General features: G+C 73.1%; 18 protein-coding genes. 9 read left to right on the top strand and 9 right to left on the bottom strand.

Translation table 11 applies throughout. From position 1 onward, the window contains the following. Nucleotides 1-29 precede the first annotated feature (29 nt). Together A8711_RS19225 and A8711_RS19230 are read right to left on the bottom strand one after the other, a co-directional pair. A complete protein-coding gene (locus tag A8711_RS19225) occupies nt 30-428 on the bottom strand; it encodes a chemotaxis protein CheY (RefSeq protein WP_030500140.1) in 399 nt (132 codons plus the stop codon). 102 nt (nt 429-530) lie between these two features. Then, nucleotides 531-1,484, bottom strand: coding sequence for a cytochrome c oxidase assembly protein (locus A8711_RS19230; protein ID WP_069088996.1), 954 nt, complete (start codon nt 1,482-1,484; stop codon nt 531-533). Between the two features lie 108 nt (nt 1,485-1,592). Here A8711_RS19230 and A8711_RS19235 point away from each other — a divergent pair, with 108 nt between their 5' ends. From A8711_RS19235 to A8711_RS19255, 5 genes are all read left to right on the top strand, one after another. Then, complete coding sequence (locus A8711_RS19235; RefSeq protein ID WP_043329376.1) at nt 1,593-2,192, top strand: heme-copper oxidase subunit III; 600 nt, start codon at nt 1,593-1,595, stop codon at nt 2,190-2,192. Nucleotides 2,193-2,264: 72 nt separating this feature from the next. After that, nucleotides 2,265-3,098: a cytochrome c gene (locus tag A8711_RS19240; RefSeq protein WP_030500143.1), complete on the top strand. Its 834-nt coding sequence runs from the start codon at nt 2,265-2,267 to the stop codon at nt 3,096-3,098. A 67-nt stretch (nt 3,099-3,165) separates the two neighbouring features. Further along, nucleotides 3,166-4,254, top strand: a complete 1,089-nt coding sequence (locus tag A8711_RS19245; protein WP_069088997.1) for a ubiquinol-cytochrome c reductase iron-sulfur subunit — start codon at nt 3,166-3,168, stop codon at nt 4,252-4,254. Next, a complete protein-coding gene (locus tag A8711_RS19250; RefSeq protein WP_030500145.1) occupies nt 4,251-5,882 on the top strand; it encodes a cytochrome b N-terminal domain-containing protein in 1,632 nt (543 codons plus the stop codon). Before A8711_RS19245 ends, A8711_RS19250 begins: the two co-directional genes overlap by 4 nt. Nucleotides 5,883-6,092: 210 nt before the next feature. Continuing rightward, nucleotides 6,093-6,761, top strand: coding sequence for a DUF4142 domain-containing protein (locus A8711_RS19255; RefSeq protein ID WP_030500146.1), 669 nt, complete (start codon nt 6,093-6,095; stop codon nt 6,759-6,761). 60 nt (nt 6,762-6,821) lie between these two features. Here the strand turns inward: A8711_RS19255 and A8711_RS19260 are convergent, their stop codons facing one another. The 5 genes from A8711_RS19260 to A8711_RS19280 all read right to left on the bottom strand — a co-directional run bounded on the left by A8711_RS19260 (nt 6,822) and on the right by A8711_RS19280 (nt 12,275). Next, nucleotides 6,822-7,109 (bottom strand): Lrp/AsnC family transcriptional regulator, encoded by a 288-nt coding sequence (locus A8711_RS19260; RefSeq protein WP_043329379.1) that lies wholly within the window; start codon nt 7,107-7,109, stop codon nt 6,822-6,824. 52 nt (nt 7,110-7,161) lie between these two features. Further along, nucleotides 7,162-8,037: a sugar phosphate nucleotidyltransferase gene (locus A8711_RS19265; RefSeq protein WP_069088998.1), complete on the bottom strand. Its 876-nt coding sequence runs from the start codon at nt 8,035-8,037 to the stop codon at nt 7,162-7,164. Next, nucleotides 8,034-8,561 (bottom strand): NUDIX hydrolase, encoded by a 528-nt coding sequence (locus A8711_RS19270; RefSeq protein ID WP_064445183.1) that lies wholly within the window; start codon nt 8,559-8,561, stop codon nt 8,034-8,036. Before A8711_RS19270 ends, A8711_RS19265 begins: the two co-directional genes overlap by 4 nt. 39 nt (nt 8,562-8,600) lie before the next feature. Continuing rightward, the gene (locus tag A8711_RS19275; protein ID WP_030500149.1) at nt 8,601-10,388 is read right to left on the bottom strand and encodes a bifunctional (p)ppGpp synthetase/guanosine-3',5'-bis(diphosphate) 3'-pyrophosphohydrolase; all 1,788 of its coding nucleotides are present in this window, start codon (nt 10,386-10,388) and stop codon (nt 8,601-8,603) included. A gap of 129 nt (nt 10,389-10,517) precedes the next feature. Next, a complete protein-coding gene (locus tag A8711_RS19280; RefSeq protein ID WP_043329382.1) occupies nt 10,518-12,275 on the bottom strand; it encodes a DEDD exonuclease domain-containing protein in 1,758 nt (585 codons plus the stop codon). A 127-nt stretch (nt 12,276-12,402) separates the two neighbouring features. On the opposite strand from A8711_RS19280, the gene A8711_RS19285 reads away from it, so the two are divergent. The 4 genes from A8711_RS19285 to A8711_RS19300 all read left to right on the top strand — a co-directional run bounded on the left by A8711_RS19285 (nt 12,403) and on the right by A8711_RS19300 (nt 17,155). Then, nucleotides 12,403-13,803 carry an NYN domain-containing protein gene (locus A8711_RS19285; RefSeq protein WP_064445184.1) on the top strand — a complete coding sequence of 467 codons (1,401 nt, stop codon included), beginning with the start codon at nt 12,403-12,405 and terminating at the stop codon, nt 13,801-13,803. A gap of 208 nt (nt 13,804-14,011) precedes the next feature. Beyond that, nucleotides 14,012-14,239: a hypothetical protein gene (locus tag A8711_RS19290; RefSeq protein WP_043329386.1), complete on the top strand. Its 228-nt coding sequence runs from the start codon at nt 14,012-14,014 to the stop codon at nt 14,237-14,239. 535 nt (nt 14,240-14,774) lie between these two features. Beyond that, nucleotides 14,775-16,034: a M48 family metallopeptidase gene (locus tag A8711_RS19295; protein WP_069088999.1), complete on the top strand. Its 1,260-nt coding sequence runs from the start codon at nt 14,775-14,777 to the stop codon at nt 16,032-16,034. After that, nucleotides 16,031-17,155, top strand: a complete 1,125-nt coding sequence (locus tag A8711_RS19300) for a glycosyltransferase family 4 protein (RefSeq protein ID WP_069089000.1) — start codon at nt 16,031-16,033, stop codon at nt 17,153-17,155. Before A8711_RS19295 ends, A8711_RS19300 begins: the two co-directional genes overlap by 4 nt. Before the next feature lie 48 nt (nt 17,156-17,203). Here A8711_RS19300 and A8711_RS19305 read toward each other — a convergent pair whose 3' ends face one another. Together A8711_RS19305 and A8711_RS19310 are read right to left on the bottom strand one after the other, a co-directional pair. Then, nucleotides 17,204-18,871, bottom strand: coding sequence for a bifunctional diguanylate cyclase/phosphodiesterase (locus A8711_RS19305; RefSeq protein WP_205797365.1), 1,668 nt, complete (start codon nt 18,869-18,871; stop codon nt 17,204-17,206). A 76-nt stretch (nt 18,872-18,947) separates the two neighbouring features. After that, entirely contained in the window at nt 18,948-19,760 is an 813-nt protein-coding gene (locus A8711_RS19310; protein WP_069089001.1) for an SAM-dependent methyltransferase, read from the bottom strand. Between the last annotated feature and the right edge of the window lie 95 nt (nt 19,761-19,855).

Raw genomic sequence — 19,855 nt, forward strand, 5'->3', positions numbered from 1 at the left:
CGTCGCCGTGGCGCGCGAGGGCCGGGGGATCAGGCCGCGGCGTGGGTGCGGCGCAGCAGCTCCGCGACGGTGCTGCCGGCGACCACCGGGTCCAGCGGGTGGGTCAGCGTGGCGTCGACCTCGGCGTACGCGGCCAGCCAGCGGTCGGCGGCGCGGGCCAGCACCACGCAGGTCGGCGGCGCGTCGTCCCGGTCGTCCTTGATCTGGCGGGCGATGCCGATGCCACCGCCCGGGCTCGCCTCGCCGTCGAGCAGCAGCAGGTCGATCTCGTAGTCGTCGACCAGCCGGACGCAGGCGGCGTACTCGTCGGCCTCGACGAACTCGATCTCGATGCCGGGCGCCGGGCGGGTGCCCACGGCCAGCCGCATCCGGTCGCGGACCTTCGGGTCGTCGCTGTAGAGCAGGACGGTGCAAAGACGATCGCTCATCGTGACGTGGCTCCCACCTCGTAGCTGCCCGCTGATCGTAGCGGGCGTCACGTTCGGCCTGTCCTCCGCCCGGGCGGGGGAGGGCGTACCCCGTCAGGGGCCTCAGGCGCTGGCTTCCGCGGCGCGCTCGCGGGCCTCCTGGCGGTCCAGCTCGCGGTCGAGCCGGCGGGCCTCGCGCTCGGACTGTTTGACCCACTGGACGACCAGGACGGCGAGCATGGTGACGCTGACGAACTCGCCGCCGGCCCAGAGGACGCCTCCGGCCACCACCTGGTCGTTCCAGGGGTCGGACCAGGACAGGTTGAGCGACGGGTACCAGTCGCCGCCGAACAGCGTGGTGCTCTGCATGATGGTGAGCCCGAGCACGGTGTGGAACGGCACCGAGAGCAGCATGAGCAGCGCGCGCGCCGGGTACGGCCAGCGTCCGGGCAGCGGGTCGAGGCCGAGCAGCGGCCAGAAGAAGACGCAGCCGGTGGCGATGAAGTGCGCGTGGACGAGTTCGTGCGCCCACTCGTGGCGCAGGGTGAACTCGTAGAGGTCGGTGAAGTAGAGCGCGAACGGGTTCACCACGAAGATGGTGAACGCCACGAGCGGGAAGCTGTAGATCCGCGCGATCCGGCTGTGCACGACCGCGAGCAGGCGCTTGCGCGGGCGTACCGGCAGCGTGCGCAGCGCCAGCGTGACCGGCGCGCCGAGCGCCAGGAAGATCGGCGCGATCATCGACAGCACCATGTGCTGGACCATGTGCACCGAGAGCAGGGCGGTGTCGTACGCGCCGAGCCCGGTGAGCGTGACCAGCGCGATGCCGCCGAGGCCGGGGCCGAGGAACGACACGGTACGGATGACCGGCCAGCGGTCGCCGCGCAGCCGCAGCCGGTGCACCCCGTAGAGGTACAGGCCGGCGGCGAGCACGATGCCCAGCGTGAGCCAGCTGTCCAGCCGGGTCTCGGTGAACACCCGGGCCACGGTGAACGGCGGCGGGGCGCTCTCGCCTCCCGCCGCCAGCGTCGCCGGAACGGCCGAGGTGACGGCGAGGATCTGATCGACGTGCAGCACGCTTTTCAGGGTAGGTCAGGCGAAGCGGACCACCACGATCGGGCCACGGAAGGGCCGGGTTTGGCACCCCGCTGATCGTCGGTCCCGGTCAGGGGCAATAATGACCGCGTGACTGCGGCCCCAGCCATTGACAAGAGCCGGATCCACTCCCTGACGCGACCCAACATGGTCAGCGTCGGGACGATCGTGTGGCTCTCCAGCGAACTCATGTTCTTCGCGGCGCTGTTCGCGATGTACTTCTCCATCCGCGCGGCTGCGCCGGAGCAGTGGGAGAAGCACACCGAGGTGCTGAACATCCCGTACGCGACCACGTTCACGGTGATCCTGGTGCTCTCCTCGATCACCTGTCAGATCGGCGTGTTCGCGGCCGAGCGCGGCGACGTCCACGCCCTGCGCCGGTGGTTCACGATCACGTTCATCATGGGTCTGATCTTCGTACTCGGTCAGCTGAACGAGTACCGGACCCTGGTGCACGAGGGCGTGAAGATCAACGAAGACGGCTACGGGTCGATGTTCTACCTCACCACCGGATTCCACGGTCTGCACGTGACCGGCGGTCTGGTCGCCTTCATCATCTTCATGATCCGCACCACCATGGGTCGGTTCACCCCAGCCCAGGCGACCTCGGCGATCGTCGTGTCCTACTACTGGCACTTCGTGGACGTCGTGTGGATCGCGCTCTACGCCATGATCTACTGGCTCCAGTGATCTTGGCGCGTCACGAACCGCGCCGCTGCTCCGTCCCCTGAGACAAGGTCCAACCGGTTAAGGACACAGGTCATGACTTCTGACAACGACCGCCGACGCGGTCTGCTCGCGCGGCTGCGCGGGCGGCCCGTAGCGCGTAGCAGGGGCCGCCGCCGGCTGGGCGCCGCGGTCCGGCTGTTCGCCGCGCTGATGCTGGCCGGCGGTGCCTACACCGTCTTCGCCCCCGGCGTGCAGGCGCAGGACAACCCGCCGTTGACCGCCGCAGGCAACGAGGGTAAGGCGCTGTTCGACGTGAGCTGTGTGACCTGTCACGGTCGCAATGCCCAGGGCGTCGAGGGCCGTGGTCCGAGCCTGATCGGCGTCGGGTCCGCCTCGGTGGAGTTCCAGGTGAGCAGCGGTCGCATGCCGATGGCCCGGCAGGAGGCCCAGGCCATGCGCAAGCCGCCGCAGTTCACCGACGAGCAGGTGCGCCAGCTCGGGCAGTACATCCAGGAGCTCGGTGGCGGTCCGGAGGTGCCCAACGGCGACCTGCGTGAGGGCGCCAACCTGGCCACCGGTGGCGAGCTGTTCCGGATCAACTGCTCGCAGTGCCACGCCTTCGGCGGTGGCGGCGGTGCGCTGTCCTCCGGCAAGTACGCGCCGAGCCTCGCGCCGGCCAGCGACCGGCAGATCTACGCCGCGATGCTGAGCGGTCCGCAGAACATGCCGGTGTTCGGTGACAACCAGATCACGCCGCAGGAGAAGGCGGACATCATCGCCTACATCCAGGACACGCTGAAGAACGACGGCGACCCGGGCGGGTTCAACCTGGGCCGGTACGGCCCGTCGACCGAGGGCATCGCGATCTTCCTGGTCGGCATCGTCGCGCTGGTCTTCGCGAGCCTGTGGATTGCGGGCAAGTCGTGACCGGACGGATCAATGGTTCCAGTGCTGTGGCGCCGACCCCCGGCGTCACCCGTAGCGAGGTGACGGCATGAGCACCCACACCGAGCACCAGGCCCAGCGGGGCCCGGAGCCGCTCGACGTGAACGACCCCCGGCTCTCCCGGTTCGAGGTCGTTCAGGAGGGCGCCCGGCGGGACGACATCGAGATCGTCCACTACGAGCCGCAGGTGGTCCCGGGCAGCAAGGCCGAGCGCCGGCTGACCCGTACCGTCGCCCTGATGTTCCTGCTGACCGGCGTCTTCGCGACCGCCTTCCTGGTGGTCTACATCTGGTGGCCGTGGCAGTGGGAGCCGGGTCGCGGCGGCGACAAGCTCTACACGCCGCTGCTCGGCGTGACGCTGGGCCTGGCGCTGCTGGGCATCGGTTTCGGCATCCTGACCTGGGGCARGAAGCTGCTGCCCAAGGAGGTGTCGATCCAGGACCGGCACGACCAGGTCGACGACCCGGAGGGTCGCAAGATCACCGGTGAGACGATGCTCTACCTCGCCGACGAGATGGGCGTACGCCGCCGGCCGCTGCTGGGCATCTCGCTGCTCGCCGGCCTGGCGCCGGTGGGCGCGGTGGCCGCCGCGCCGCTGATCGGTGGCCTGATCGAGCAGCCGCACAAGAACAACCAGATGTTCACCACCGGCTTCCAGCCGGGCGAGGGCGGCAAGAAGATCCGGCTGATCCGTGAGGACGGCCGTCCGATCCGCCCGGCCGACGTCAGCGTCGGCGGCCAGCTCACCGTGTTCCCGGGCATCGACGGCGGCGTCAGCAACAAGCACGCCGACTCGCCCACCCTGCTCATCCACCTGCGGGAGGACGACGCGCAGAAGTCGCGCGCCGCGAACGAGCGCAAGGGCCACGGCGACTACATGTGGGGCAACTACGTCGCGTACTCCAAGATCTGTACGCACGCCGGCTGCCCGGCCAGCCTCTACGAGCAGCAGACCAACCGCCTGCTCTGCCCCTGCCACCAGTCCCAGTTCCTCATCACCGACAACGCCAAGCCGATCTTCGGCCCGGCGAACCGGCCGCTGCCGCAGCTGCCGATCGAGGTGGACGAGGAGGGCTTCTTCGTGGCGAAGTCCGACTACACCGAGACCATCGGTCCCGACTTCTGGGAGCGGCCATGAAGCGCCGAAAGTTTGATGCCGCCGCGCTGCCGGCCAAGAGCGCGCGGGCGGTGGACGACCGCTTCCAGGTGGCCACGCCCCTGCGCAAGCTGCTGAACAAGGTCTTCCCCGACCACTGGTCGTTCCTGCTGGGCGAGATCGCGCTGTTCTCGTTCATCGTCCTGCTGCTGACCGGCGTCTTCCTGACGTTCTTCTTCGAGCCGACGATGACCGAGGTCATCTACAACGGCAGCTACGCGCCGCTGCGGGGCACCCCGATGTCGGCCGCGTACGCCTCCAGCCTGGACATCTCGTTCGATGTCCGGGGTGGCCTGATCATGCGGCAGATGCACCACTGGGCGGCCCTGCTGTTCATGGCCGCGATCGTGGTGCACATGCTGCGGGTGTTCTTCACCGGCGCGTTCCGCAAGCCGCGTGAGACCAACTGGATCATCGGTTCGCTGCTGTTCTGGGTCGGCTTCCTGGCCGGCTTCACCGGCTACTCGCTGCCGGACGACGGCCTGTCCGGCACCGGTCTGCGCATCGCCTCCGCGATCATCCTGTCGATCCCGGTGATCGGTTCCTGGGTCAGCTCGTCGATCTTCGGCGGGGAGTTCCCCGGCACCATCATCATCAGCCGCTTCTTCATCGCCCACGTGCTGCTCGTCCCGGGTCTGCTGGTGGCGCTGATCAGCGTGCACCTCGGCCTGGTGTTCAAGCAGAAGCACACCCAGTGGCCCGGCCCCGGCCGGACCAACTCCAACGTGGTCGGCGAGCGGATGTTCCCGCGCTACGCGCTCAAGCAGGGCGGCTTCTTCATGGTCGTCTTCGGCGTGATCGCGCTGATGGGCGGCCTGTTCCAGATCAACCCGATCTGGCTGTTCGGCCCGTACGAGGCGTGGGTGGTCTCGGCCGCCAGCCAGCCCGACTGGTACGTCATGTTCCTCGACGGCTCGACCCGGCTCATGCCGGGCTGGGAGATCCACATCCCGATCGGCAACGGGTACGTCATCCCACCGCTGTTCTGGCCGACGGTGGTCCTACCCGGAATCCTGGTGGGCCTGTCGACGATGTACCCGTTCCTGGAGGCGCGCCGCCTCAAGGACTACAAGCACCACAACCTGCTCCAGCGGCCCCGGGACGTTCCGGCCCGGACCGCCGTGGGCGCCATGGCGCTGGCCTTCTACATCGTGCTGACGCTCTCCGGCGCCAACGACGTCATCGCCGACAAGTTCCACATCAGCCTGAACGCGATGACCTGGGCGGGCCGGATCGGCCTGCTGATCCTGCCGCCGATCGCGTACTACATCACGTACCGGATCTGCCTGGGTCTGCAGCAGCACGACCGGGAGGTGCTGGCCCACGGCGTGGAGACCGGCATCATCAAGCGGCTGCCCGACGGCCGGTTCGTCGAGGTCCACCAGCCGCTCACCTCGGCCGAAGGGCACGACGGCCACCCGCCGGCGCTGGACTACGTCGGCTGGGTGGTGCCGAAGAAGATGAACCGGCTCGGTGCCCTCGGCCCGGCGATCCGGGGCTTCTTCTACCCGATCGAGAAGCCGGCCGAGGCGCCGGTCTCGCCGGGGCACCCGCCGGTCGAGGACCGGCCGGAGCGGGAGGAGATCGGCAGCGGCGAGAGCCGTCGCTGACCTTCCCGGTACGACTGACAGTGGCGCCCGCCGGATCATCCGGCGGGCGCCACTGCCGCTTTACGTGCCTGTCGTCCGGTTGTGCCCGCCCGGCGCCCGACGTGCGGTGCACCGGTCCCCGCCGCCCCCCGACACGGACGGGTGGAATCGCAGGAATAACCCCGGTCAGCCGGGTATCCGTGCGGTCCGACGTCTCATGGGGGAGGAAAGATGCTGGGAATCAAACGCCTGGGCCTGATGGCCGCGCTGGTGGTCGTGGGGCTGGCGCCCGCCGCCGCGGCACAGGCCGCGGCGCAGCCGTCGACGCAGGACACGCAGTACCTGCAGGCGGTGCACCAGGTCAACCTGTTCGAGATCACCGCCGGTAACCTGGCCCAGCAGAAGGGTCAGAACCAGCAGGTCAAGGACCTGGGCAAGATGTTCGTCACGGACCACACCCAGCTGGACCAGACGGTGCAGTCGACCGCCCAGCAGCTCAACGTGCAGCTGCCGGCCGACCCGACCGCCGACCAGCAGAAGGTCCTCGACAAGCTGAACAACCTCAACGGGGCCGAGTTCGACAAGGCCTGGGTGACCGCGCAGCTCGCCGGCCACGTCCAGGCCATCCAGGCCACCCAGACCGAGATCTCGCAGGGCTCGGAGCAGTCGGTGGTGCAGATCGCGCAGGACGCGCTGCCGGTCCTGCAGGCGCACTACGACGCGCTGGTGGCCCTGGCCCAGACGCTGGGTGTCCCGGTTCCGCAGACCAGTGCCAGCGGCACGCCCAGCCCGGGCGGCACCACCTCGCCGGGTGGCACCGAGTCGCCGGCTCCGGGCGGCACCGAGACCGAGGAGCCCGCTCCGGGCACCACGGAGACCCCGGTGCCCAGCCAGAGCTGACGTACCGCACGGTCGACGGTGGCCGGTCCGCCCACGGGGCGGGCCGGCCACCGGCTCGTGTCAGTCGGCGCTCGCGAGCCCGATCGCGAACGCCTCCTCCAGGTCGTGCTGGGAGTACGCGCGGAACGCGATGTGCGACTCGGTGTTCAGCACGCCCGGCACCTTCGAGATGCTGCCGGCGATGACCTGCGCGATCTGCTCGAACTCCCGGACGCGGACCATGGCGATCAGGTCGACGTGCCCGGCCACCGAGTAGACCTCGCTGACGCCGGGCAGGTTGGCCAGGGTCTCGGCCACCTCGGGGATGGAGTCGGTGGCGCAGTCGATCAGCACGATCGCGGTGATCACGGGACGGTTCTCCGTTCGTCGGCGACGAGGCCCATGCTAGATCCCGCGGCCCTCACCGCGCCGCCGGGACGGTCAGGTCGTCCCCGGCCCGGATCACCCGGTGGAGGCTCTCCCCGGCCGCGACGGTCGCGCCCGGCCACACCACGGACCGGTCCACGTCGCCGTCCACCCGCGCGCCCGCGCCCACCACCGAGCCGGTGACCCGGCCGGTCACCGTCGCCGCCGGGTCCACCAGCCCGTCCGGGCCGGCGGCGTGCAGGTTGGCGTCCAGGTAGTCGGCCGGGGTGCCGGTGTCGTAGAACGTGCCCCGGTAGGGCACCACGGTGAGCGCGCCGGCCGCCTCCGCGGGCCGCCACACCGCCCGGACCAGGTCGCCGAACGTGGCCGGCAGGTCGCGGACCAGCCGCCAGGGCAGCAGCGAGAAACCCACGAACTCGTGACCGTCGAACGTCCCGGGGGCGTCCGGGTCGTCGGCGGGCCGGCCGAGCAGGCGTACGCCGTGCCCGTCCCAGCCGTCCAGCAGCGCGGCGATGTCCGGCCCGGGCGGGGCCGCCGGATCGGCCAGGTACGCGTCGGCGTTGCCCACCAGCACGCCCCGGCCGGCGATCCAGTCCCGCAGCCGGCCGACGCCTCCGGCGGTGCCCAGCGGGGCGTCCGGCTCGACCGACAGGTGGGCCCGGCCGCCGACCCGCGCGACCACCTGGTCACCCAGGTAGCAGGCGTTCACCGCGACCCGTTCCGGACCGGCCAGGCCGAGCCCGGCCAGCCGGGCCAGCGCCCGGTCCAGCAGCGGGACGTTGCCGACCGGGCAGAGCGCCTTCGGCACCCGCTCGGTGAGCGGGCGCAGCCGGGTGCCCTCACCGGCGGCCAGCACCACCGCGCACACCTCGCCCCCCGGCGCCGGAGCGCCCGCGTACGGGGTGCTCACGCGGCCGGTGGGCGCTCGCCGGCGCGCGGGCCGATGCCGTAGAAGCCCAGCAGGTTCGCGGTGGCGCGGCTGAGCCGGGGCAGGTCGTCCAGCGGATGGAAGGCGGCCTCGAAGACCTCGGCCCCGTCCACCTTCAGCTCGGTGGTCGACGCCGGCACCTCCGCCTCGAAGACCACGTCCACCCAGCCCTTGGCGTGCACCACCGCGTTCGGCACCGCCGGGCGCAGCGCGTCGGGGGACAGGCGGACACCTGATTCCTCGTACAGCTCCCGGGCGGCGCCGACCACCGGGGCCTCGCCGCGTTGCAGCAGCCCGGCGGGCAGCGTCCAGCTGTAGCCGGGCGGCTGGCGCAGCAGCAGGATGCGGCCCGCGCCGGTGGCCTCCGCGTCCTTGACCAGCGTGACCGCGCCGACGACGTACTTCGGCACGGCCAGCCGCACCAGCCGCCGCCGCAGCGGGACCGGAAGCCGGTAGAAGATCTGGTAGCCGAGGGCCCGTCCGGTGGCACGCGCGCGGGGGATCATGCCGTCCAGGCTAGTGGTCCCGGCGCGGACCGGCTTCGTCTACTGCCTGTGGTCGACCAGATCGATCAACTGCTGGACCACGGTGTCCGGCTCGACGGTGCGGTCGAAGACCGCCACCAGCATCGTCTCCAGGTCGGGGTAGCCCAGTTCCTCGGACAGCCGCAGCAGCGGCAGGTCGCTGGCCAGACCCCGGTTGTGCTTGCGCAGCGCCAGCCCGATGGAGGCCCGGCCGAGGCGTACCTTGTCGGCGATCGAGATGCCCGGCTCGGTGTGCTCGGCGAACCAGCGGTTGATCTGCATCTGGGCGTGCGGCGACTTGACGAAGCCCAGCCACTCCCGGCGCGGGCCGCGCGGGGCCACGTCGGCCTCGAAGCCGCTCTCCGCGTCGCGCTCGGTGTAGATCTCCACCACGTCGCCCTCCTCCAGTTCGGAGGAGAGCGGGGCGAGCCGGCCGTTGATCCGGGCCGCCAGGCAGTGGTCGCCGCGCTCGGTGCCCAGCTCGTACGCGAGGTCGACCGGCGTGGCCCCGGCCGGCAGCACCACCTGCCGCCCGTCGGCGACGACCTGGATCTGCGCCTCCGACAGGTCGCAGCGCAGCGACTCCATGAACTGGGTCGGGTCGACGGTCTCCTGCTCCCAGTCGAGCACCCGGCGCAGCCAGGCCAGCTCGTCCGCCCGGTCGACGGCCCGGCCCGCGGCGCGGGGGAAGCGGTAGTGGGCGGCTACGCCGTACTCCGCGGAGCGGTGCATCTCGGTGGTGCGGATCAGCACCTCGACGGTGCGGTCCTGCGGGCCGCAGACGCTCGTGTGCAGGGAGCGGTAGAGGTTGTTCTTCGGGGAGGCGATGAAGTCCTTGAAGCGGCCCGGCACCGGCCGCCAGAGCCCGTGCACGGCGCCCAGCGCGGCGTAACAGTCGGTCGCCGGACCGTCCACCACGATCGCGATACGCGGCAGGTCGTACGGGGCCGTGTGACCGCCGGCGACGGTGTCCTTCCAGATCGAGTAGAGGTGGCGGGGGCGGGGGGAGACGTCGGCGTCGACCCGGTTGCGGCGCAGCGCCACCCGGGTGCGGGCCACCACGTCGGCGAGGTAGGCGTCCCAGCCGGGCCGGTCATGCACGAAGCGGGCGAGCCGGGCGTGCTCCTCCGGCCGCAGGTGCAGCAGGACCACGTCGTCCAGCTCGCGTTTGAGCGTCTGGATGCCGAGCCGGTCGCAGAGCGGGACCAGCACCTCCTGGGTCTTGCGGGCGATCCGCTCCCGGGACGCGGCCGAGCGGACGCCGAGCGTACGCATGTTGTGCAGCCGGTCGGCCAGCTTGATCACCAGCACCCGGACGTCCTTGCCGGCCGCCACGATCATCTTGCGGACGGTCTCCGCCTCGGCGGCCTTGCCGTAGAACGCCTTGTCGAACTTCGTCACGCCGTCGACCAGGTGGGCGACCTCGCGGCCGAAGTCCTCCTGGAGCGCCTGGAGCGTGTAGCGGGTGTCCTCCACCGTGTCGTGCAGCAGCGCGGCGACCAGCGTGATGGTGTCCATGCCGAGGTCGGCGCAGATCTGCGCCACCGCCAGCGGATGGGTGATGTACGGCTCGCCGCTCTTGCGGAACTGGCCGCGGTGCATGTTCTCGGCGATCGTGTAGGCGCGGCGCAACACCGAGGCGTCGGCGCTCGCGTGGATGCCGCGATGGGCCCGGACCAGCGCGGTGACCGGGTCGCCGTCGGAGGTCGGCCAGGTGAGCAGGGAACGCAGGCGGCGGGTGAGTGGCAGTTCGCCCTGGGCTGGAAGCGCGCCACCCAGGGCGGCGCCGTGTCCGGCGTCGACGTCCACCTGGGACACCTCCTCACCCCGGCCCTCGGCCGCCGGGAACCGGCGACCGGGAGCAGAGCCCGCGAATCGGGCAGGTCTGCACTCCTTTAACAGACTAAGGGAGTCGAGGTAGTCCGATCGGTCAGTTGGTCATGAGCGTTCGGTCGAGACTTTGTGGGTTCCGCCGCTCTCCGCCTTCGTCAGGAGGTCGCGGAAACGCCCCGCGCCGGCCACCGGCGAGGCCCATCCGGCGCTCGCCTCGACCAGGCGGGTCTCCGGTCGCTCCAACCAGGACAGGATTCGTTCGGTCTCCTCGGCGGTCGCGGCCGGCACCGGCCCGTGCCCGGGCAGCACCGTCTCGGCGGTGGCCCGGATCGCGTCGATCGTCGGTCGCGGATGGACACCCGGCGGGGACACCCCGGCCCCCGCCAGCCGCCCGTGCCGCACCAGCGCCAGCTCCCAGCCGCCCCGGGCCGCCGGCCGGGCGGCGGCCAGCTCGGCGATGCCGGTCAGCGCGGCCAGCCGCTGCATCCGGACCGCCGCGCGCAGCACCGCGACCAGCCGCCCGCGCACCACAGCCGCCTCCTCGTAGCGCTGGGCGGCCGACAGCACCTCGATGCGGGCGAGCAGCGCGTCCACCACCACGCCGGGATCGTCGCTGGTGGCGGTGCGGAACGGCGTCGCCGCCCGGTCGTCGTACTCCTCGGGGGTGATCCGGTGCTCGCAGGGCGCCGGGCAGCGACCCAGCTCGGCCAGCGCGCAGGCCGGCATGGTGGTGCGCCGGGACAGCCGGTGCGTGCACTGCCGCAGCGGCACCGCGTCGTGGAAGCCGGCGGCGGCCAGCTCCGCCGCCTGCCGGGACCGGAACGGCCCCAGGTAGGCCGTGTCGGTGGGCGCGATGTCGCGCACGATCGACAACCGGGGGTACGCCTCGTCGGTGAGCTTCAGCCACACCTGGCGCTCCGGATACTTCGACCTGCGGTTGTACGGCGGCGCGTGCGCCGCGATCAGCCGCAGCTCGCGGACCTCCGCCTCCAGCGAGTGGGCGCACTCCACCGCCTCCACCCGCTCGGCGGCGGCGAGCATCTCGGAGATCCGGGCCCGCTTCTCCGCGGCGGTGAAGTAGCTGCGCACCCGGGTGGCGATGTCGCCGGACGTGCCGACGTAGAGCGGCCGGTCGTCGGCGGCCCGGAAGATGTAGACGCCCGGCACCTTCGGCAGCCCGTCGGCGAGGTGCCGCTTGCGGCGCTGGGTGGGTGTGACCGCGCGGGCGAACTCGATCGCCTCGCCGACCGTGTCGACGCGGTGCCCGCCGAGCCGGCCGATCAGCCCGTGCAGCACGTCGACGGTGGCCTTGGCGTCGTCCAGCGCCCGGTGGGTGGGCTGGGTCGCGGTGCGGAAGTAGGCGGCGAGCGTGCCCAGCTTGCGGTTGGGCACCTCGTCGCGGGTCAGCACCCGCCGGGCCAGCGCGGCCGTGTCCAGCACCCGCGGGTTGGGCCAGCGGTAGCCGTGCTTCGCGCAGGCCGCCTTGAGGAACCCCACGTCGTACGGCGCGTTGTGGGCGACCAGCACGGCGTCGCCGACGAACTCCAGGAAGCTCGGCAGCACCTGCTCGATCGGCGGGGCGGGCAGCAGCATGGCCTGCGTGATGCCGGTGAGCACGGTGATGAACGGCGGGATCGGCACGCCCGGGTTGACCAGCGTGGCGAGCACGCCCAGCTCCTCGCCGCCGCGCACCTTCACGGCGCCGATCTCGGTGATCCCGCCGCCGTCGGGCGCGCCGCCCGTGGTCTCCAGGTCGACCACCACGAAGGTGGTCGCGTAGAGCGGCAGCGCCGGGTCCACGCCGCTGCCCGCCGCAGTGTCCAGGCCGGCCAGCGACTCCTGGACGTACTCCGCTCGTGTCACCCGCGGGACGCTAGCGGCACGGTCCGACACTTGCGTCACTGCGGCCCCAGGAGATACCACGGGGGTACGATGAGAGATCGGCTCACTCACCGGGCGGTGGGCCCGTTCGGGGTGGGAGACTTGCCTCATGCCCCTCACCGAGCCGCACGACGACCACTCCTCCGCGGAGGAGCCGGTCCTCGGCGTGCCCGGCACCGGTGAGGACGCGCCGACCCCGGTCGAGCCCGAGCCCACCCTGCCCGAACCGGTCCGGCAGCGGATCGTGACGCTCACCGCGGCCGTGCTGCCCGGCCTGCCCGCCGACGAGGTGCCGGTGCCGCTGCGGCGGGTCGCCAAGTTCGCCCCGAACCGCCGCGCCCGGCTCGGCGCGCCCGCGATCGCCGCCCAGCTCACCGCCGACCCGCTGTTCCGGCAGCGGGTCACCGCCCGGGTGCTCGCCGACGCCGGCGACCTCGGCGCGGCAGTGGTGGAGGGCACCGCCCCGGCCGCGGCCGACCCGGTCGAGGTGGCCGCGCTGGCCTACCTGGCCCGGCCCCGGGGCTGGCGGGAACTGATCGAGGCCAGCGGCGAGGCGGTACGCGCCGAGGCCGACAGCGCTGTGGTGGCCGAACTGGTCCGCGAGGCCGAGCAGCGGGCCGCCCGCGCCGAGCACGACCGGGCGGTGGCCCGGGTCGAGGCGGAGAAGCTGCGCGACGAGCTGGCCCGGGTCCGCGAGGAACTCGGTCAGCTCCGCGAGGAGGCGCGCCAGCTCGCCCGTACCCTGCGGGAGACCCAGGCCCGCGAGCGCAAGGCCACCGAACTGCTCGCCACCGAGCGGGGCCGGGCGGCCCGCGCGGCGGCCGACGCGGACGCCGAGCTGCGCCGCGCCCGGGCCCGGCTGGCCGAGGCGGAGGCCGCCGCCGGCGTGGCCCGGGCCAGCGCCAAGGAGGCCCGGTCGGTCGACGACGCCCGGCTGTGGCTGCTGCTGGAGACGATCGGCCAGGCCGCGGTCGGGCTGCGCCGCGAGCTGGCGCTCGACCCGGTGGACAAGCTTCCGGCCGACTTCGTCGCCGACGCGTTCGCCGAGCAGCCGGGCGCCGCGCAGGCCGGCCCGTCGACGCGGGCCCGCGACACCGACGACCCGGCCCGCCTCGACCAGTTGCTCGCGCTGCCCCGGGCACACCTGGTGGTGGACGGTTACAACGTGACGAAGCGGGGCTTCGGCGAGATGTCGCTGGAGCAGCAGCGCAAACGGCTGATCACCGGGCTGGGCGGGATCGCCGCGCAGACCGGGGACGAGGTCACAGTGGTCTTCGACGGCGCCGAGCGGATCCACGGCCTGCCCCCGGCGCCGCGCGGCGTGCGGGTGCTGTTCTCCCGCAAGGGCGAGACCGCGGACGAGCTGATCCGCCGGCTGGTCCGCGCCGAGCCGGCCGGGCGGCCGGTGGTCGTGGTCTCCTCCGACCGCGAGGTCGCCGACGGGGTACGCCGGCACGGCGCGTACCCGCTGGGCGCCGACTCGCTGCTGCGGCGCCTGGCCCGGTCCTGAGCCTTCTCTCTCCCCCTTGATCGACTCCAGATCGGGGGAGTGGTGGGGTCGGGCGCGTGCTGATCGCGCCACTTCGGCGTACTGGTTGGGGTTCGCGGCGGGTGCTGCCTCGTTGTCCGGTTCTGTCGTACCGGGGCGTTAGCGTTCTGGTGACCGACGGTGGTGCTCCCTTCCCCGAGCGCCACCGGCGACCCGTCAGGAGGCGTTGATGCTCATCGACTGCGACACCTGCGGCAACCGTGGCGCCGGCTGCTCCGGCTGCCTGGTGACCGCACTGCTCGACTCCGACCCGGCCGACCTCGGCCCGGCCGAGCACCGGGCGATCGAGGTGTTCGCGCGGGCCGGGTTCGAGGTCGAGGTGCTACCACCCCCCGCGCCCGCGGAGGCGCTGGCGCCGATGCCCCGCCGCCCCGGCCGTCGCCGCCGGGTCGCCTGACGCTGCCCGCCGCTCGCCGCTCGCCGCCCGCTGCCCGCCGCTCGCTGCCCGCCGCCCGCTGCCCGCCGGCTTCCGCCTGCCGCTGAAGGAACGCTGCCCCGGGGTGCTCAGGGCGGCCGTCGGGATCACCCCGGCCACTGCTTGCCGATCGGGCCCGTGCCGCCGTCTGCCGCATCGGCCCACCCTGGCATGTGCTGCTCCTCGGTCTCCCGAGTCTGGATTCCAGCCACATCTGACGCTCCTTTTCGTCCCTGCCCCGGCAAGGGCCGTCGATCTTGGAGTTGTGGTGCCCAGGATGTCCGAGTAGCCACGTTTGTCAGCCGCCACAACTCCAAGATCGGCGCGCGGGCGGGCTGGGGCCGCGCGCGGGCGGGGCGGGGCCGGGCGCGGGCGGGGCCGGGGCAGGCGGGGGCGGGGCGGGCGGGGCTGCGGGGCGGGCACGGCGGTCTCGCTTGCGCGGCCGGGCAATAGGATGAGCGGTCACGGCGGGAGGGGGCGGGATGACGCGGACCGGGCACGACGGCGGGGTGGAGCGGTGACCCCGCGCGCGTGGGCCCTGCTGACCCTGGCCGGCCTGGCGGTGGCGCTGCTCGTGGCGGTGGCGCTTCTGGTGCCGTGGAGCCGGCCGCCCGCGCCCCGCGCCGACCAGCTCGCGGCGCTGCGTGACCTTCCGGCCGAACAGGTGACCCGGGGCCGCGCGTTCCACGGCGCGCTGCGCCCGGCGGCCTGGTCGGCGCTGGCGGTCGGACTGGTGGTGGCGTTGCTGCTCGGCCTGACCCCGCTGGGCGGACGCCTGGTCGAACTGGCGGGCCGGCCCTTCGGCGGGCACTGGATCGCGCAGGCGGTGCTCGGCGGGCTGGCCGTCATGTTCCTCGCCGACCTGCTCACCCTGCCGTTCGCGGCCTGGCGGCGCACCGTGCTGGTCCGCTACGGGCTGAGCACCCAGAGCTGGGGCGGCTGGGCGGTCGACCTGCTCAAGTCGTACGCGGTCAGCGCGGTGATCGGCGCGCTGGTGCTGCTCGGCTTCTACACCGTGGTCCGGCTGGCCCCGCGCTGGTGGTGGGCGTTCGGCGCGGCCGGCGCGGCGGCGCTGGTGGTGGTGCTGTCGTTCGTGCTGCCGGTGCTCGTCGAGCCGGTGTTCAACAGGTTCACGCCGATGGAGCCGGGCCCGCTGCGCAGCGAGCTGACCGCGATGGCGGCCCGGGACGGCGTACCGGTGCGCGACGTGCTCGTCGCCGACGCGTCGCGGCGCACCCGGGCGGTGAACGCGTACGTCTCCGGGCTCGGCCCGACGCGGCGGGTGGTGGTCTACGACACGCTGCTGCGCGAGGCGGAGCCGGCCGAGGTGACGAGCGTGGTCGCCCACGAGCTGGGCCACGCCAAGGACCGGGACGTGTGGACCGGCACGCTGCTCGGCGCGCTCGGCGCCGCCGCCGCGGTGGTGGCGCTCTACCTGATCGGCTCCTGGACGCCGCTGCTGCGGCTCGCCGGCGTCGACTCGATCGCCCAGCCGCGGGCGTTCCCGCTGCTGATCGCGCTGGTCACGGTCGCCGGGCTGCTCACCACGCCGGTGCAGGCGCTGGTCTCCCGCCGGATCGAGGCCCGCGCCGACGCCCACGCGCTGGCGCTCACCGGCGACCCGGCGACGTTCGAGGCGATGCAGCGCCGGCTGGCGGGGGTGAACCTGGCCGACCCCGACCCGCCGCGCTGGGAGCACCTCTGGTCGGCGACCCACCCGTCCACCGTGGAGCGGATGGCCGCCGCCCGCGCCTACGCCAGGGAGTCCGGCCGATGAGCCGCACCTTGCTGATCACCAACGACTTCCCACCGCGCCCCGGTGGCATCCAGTCCTTCGTGCACAACCTCGCGGTGCGACAGCAGCCGGGATCGGTGGTGGTCTACGCGTCGAGCTGGCGCGGGGCGGAGAAGTTCGACGCCGACCAGCCGTTCGAGGTGGTGCGGGAACGTACCCGGGTGCTGCTGCCCACGCCGCTGATCGCGCGGCGGGCGGCGCGGCTGGCCCGCGCGTACGACTGCGACACGGTCTGGTTCGGCGCGGCGGCCCCGCTGGGGCTGCTCGCGGCGGGCCTGCGGCGGCGGTCCGGGATCCGCCGGGCCGTGGCGCTGACCCACGGACACGAGGTCGGATGGGCAGCGCTGCCCGGCGCCCGCTCGGCCCTGCGCCGGATCGGCCGGGGCGTGGACGTGACCACCTACCTCGGCGAGTACACCCGGACGCGGCTGGCGCGCGTGCTGGACGGGCTGACCGAGCTGCGGCGGCTCGCGCCCGGCGTGGACGTGGACACCTACCACCCGGACGTCGACGGCACGAAGGTCCGCGAACGGCTCGGGCTGGCCGACCGGCCGGTGGTGGTGTGCGTGTCGCGGCTGGTGCCCCGCAAGGGCCAGGACATGCTGATCCGCGCGCTGCCGGAGATCCGCCGCCGGGTGCCCGGCGCCGCGCTGCTGGTGGTCGGCGGCGGACCGTACCGCTCGACGCTGGAGAAGCTGGCCCGGCAGAGCGGGCTGGAACGCGACGTGGTGTTCACCGGTTCGGTGCCGTCGGCCGACCTGCCTGCCCACTACGCGGCCGGTGACGTGTACGCGATGCCCTGCCGCACCCGTAACCGGGGCCTGGACGTGGAGGGCCTCGGGATCGTCTACCTGGAGGCGGGCGCCACCGGGCTGCCGGTGGTGGCCGGCGACTCCGGGGGCGCGCCGGACGCGGTCCGCGACGGCGAGACCGGGTACGTGGTCGGCGGCCGGGACGTGGCCCAGCTCGCCGACCGGGTGGCCACGCTGCTCGCCGACCGGGACCTGGCCCGGCAGTTCGGCGCCGCCGGCCGGGCGTGGGTGGAACGGGAGTGGCGCTGGGAGACGCAGGCGCAGCGGATGGCCGCGCTGCTGGCCGGCTGACCGCCGCCCCCGACCCGCAAGCGACTCCGGCACGACCGCCGAGCCGCCTCAGGAGACGGCTTCGACGTGCACGGGCACCCGGCCCAGGTGCGGCGCCGCCGGGCCGGGGCGGCCGAAGTGCCAGCCCTGCCCGGCGTCGCAGCCGATCGCGCGCAGCCGGTCCGCCTGGTCGGCCGTCTCCACGCCCTCGGCGGTGACGGTCAGGTCCAGCGCGTGCGCCAGCGACACGAGCGAGGCGAGGATCCGCTCGTCGGTGCCGCTGTCCGGCGCGCGCAGGCCGGTGACGAACTCACCGGCCACCTTCAGCTCGTCGACCGGCAGGTCCCGCAGGTACGCGAGGTTGCAGTAGCCGGTGCCGAAGTCGTCGATGGCGACCCGGACCCCCAGGTCACCGAGCACCCGCAGCGCCCGCACCGGCTCGACCACGGTGCTCATCATGGTGCTCTCGGTGATCTCCAGTTGCAGCCGGCGCGGCGGCAGGCCGGTGCGGCCGAGCACGCCGCGTACCTCGGGCACCAGGTCGGCGCGGTGCAACTGGCGTACGGCGAGGTTGACGCTGACGAACGGCGCGTCGCCGTCGACCGCCGACCAGGTGCCCGCCTCGCGGCACGCCTCGGCCAGCACCCAGCTGCCGAGCGGGACGATCAGCCCGGTCTCCTCGGCCAGCGGGATGAAGCTGTCCGGCCGCAGCACGCCCAGCTCCGGGTGGCGCCAGCGGACCAGCGCCTCCATGCCGAGGACCCGCCCGTCGCGCAGGGACGTCAGCGGCTGGTAGTCGAGGTAGAACTCGCCCCGGTCCAGGGCGGCGGGGATGGCCGCGGACAGCGCGTACCGGGCCAGGTCGCGGCGGTTGCGGTCGGCGTCGAACAGCGACCAGCGGGCCCCGCCCGCGGCCTTGGCCCAGTGCAGCGTGCTGTCGGCCGCGCGCATCAGCTCCATCGGGGAGGTGCCCGCGACCGGGCGCTCCACGATGCCGATGCTCGCCGAGACGGTCAGCTCGTGGCCGTCGACCAGCGCCGGCTCGCGTACCGCGGCCAGCGCCGCCTCGGCGACCTGCACCGCGTCGTCGGTGCCGGTCGTGCGTTCGATCAGGATCACGAACTCGTCGCCGCCGAGCCGGGCCACCAGATGCTCGCCGAGCGCCTCGTGCAGCCGCTGCGCCACCGCGACCAGCAACGAGTCGCCGACCTGGTGGCCGAGGGAGTCGTTGACGACCTTGAACCGGTCCAGGTCCAGGAAGCAGACGCCGACCCGGTCGGCGCCCCGGTTGATCGCGGCGGCCAGCCGCTCGGTGAACAGCGTGCGGTTGGGCAGGCCGGTGAGCGGGTCGTGGGTGGCCTGGTGCCGGAACCGGGCCTCGCTGTCGCGCAGCGCCCGTTCCGCCTGCGCACGGGCCATCATGGCGGCCCGGCGGATGGACTCCTGCTCGTCGAGCGTGCGGTCGCGCAGCGCGCGGGCGTACCCGGTGGCGACGGTGGCGAGCAGCCGGGCCATCCGGTCCTCGACGTCGTCGACGACCAGGTCGAGGTCGCGGACCAGGCGCAGCTGGATCACCTCGACGGTGCGGCCCAGCCCTTCGGCGGAGGCGATGTGCGCCTGCACCAGCTCCGCGCCGACCTGCTGGCCGATCCGCAGGTCGAACGGCTCGGCACGCAGCGCCTGGGCCAGCCGTTCGGTGAGCCGTTGCAGCATCTCCTCCAGCTGCGACTGGGTCATCGGCAGGTAGCTGGTGCCGGACACCGCCTTGGCCCAGGCCCGGGCGAACACGCCGGGCCTGCTGCGGGCCGCGTCGTCACCCACCGAGCCGCCCGACCCCGCCCATGAACACGGCCCGCTCGGCGTTCTCGGCCTGGTCGGGGGAGTCCGGCCGCCACTGCGGCACCCACACCACACCCGGGTCGACCAGTTCGAAGCCGTCGAACAGCGCGGTCAGCTCGGCCCGGCTGCGGATCCAGAGCTGGCTGTCGGTGCGCCGGTAGACCCGCTCCGCCTCGGCCCGCTCGCCGGTGCCGTCGCGGCCCTCCTCGCTGGCCTGGGAGAGCACCAGGTGGCTGCCGGGCGCCAGTGCTCCGCGCAGCGTCCGCAGGATCTCCTCGGGGCGGTCGCTGTCCGGGATGAAGTGCAGCACCGCCACGATCATCACCGCGACCGGACGGCTGAAGTCCAGCAGCCGGGTGACCTCCGGATGGGTCAGGATCGCCTCCGGGCGGCGCAGGTCCTCCTGGAGTACGGTGGYGTGCTCGTTGCCGGCCAGGATCTCCTGGCTGTGCGCCACCGCCACCGGGTCCACGTCGACGTAGACGACGCGCGACTGCCCGTCGATCCGCTGGGCGATCTCGTGCACGTTGCCGACGGTGGGGATGCCGGAGCCGATGTCGAGGAACTGGCGGACGCCGGCCTGGGCGAGGTACTGCACGGCCCGGCGCAGGAACGCGCGGTTGGCCTGGGCCATCAGTGGCGCCTCCGGCACCGCCTCCACCATCGCGCGGGCGGCCGCCCGATCGGCGGCGAAGTTGTGCGAGCCGCCGAGGTAGTAGTCGTACATGCGGGCGACGCTGGGGCGTTCGATGTCGATCGTCTCGGGTGCCCAGTCCGGCCGCTGCATGTCCTGCCCCTCGGGTGTCGACGGCGCGCGGTGGTCACCGCCGCGCGGATCACCCGGGTATTCTGCCCCTCCGCCGTCGTGGTGCAAAGACCGTC

Origin of the sequence: Micromonospora sp. II, from assembly GCF_001709195.1 — a bacterium.
GTDB classification, from domain to species: domain Bacteria; phylum Actinomycetota; class Actinomycetes; order Mycobacteriales; family Micromonosporaceae; genus Micromonospora; species Micromonospora chalcea.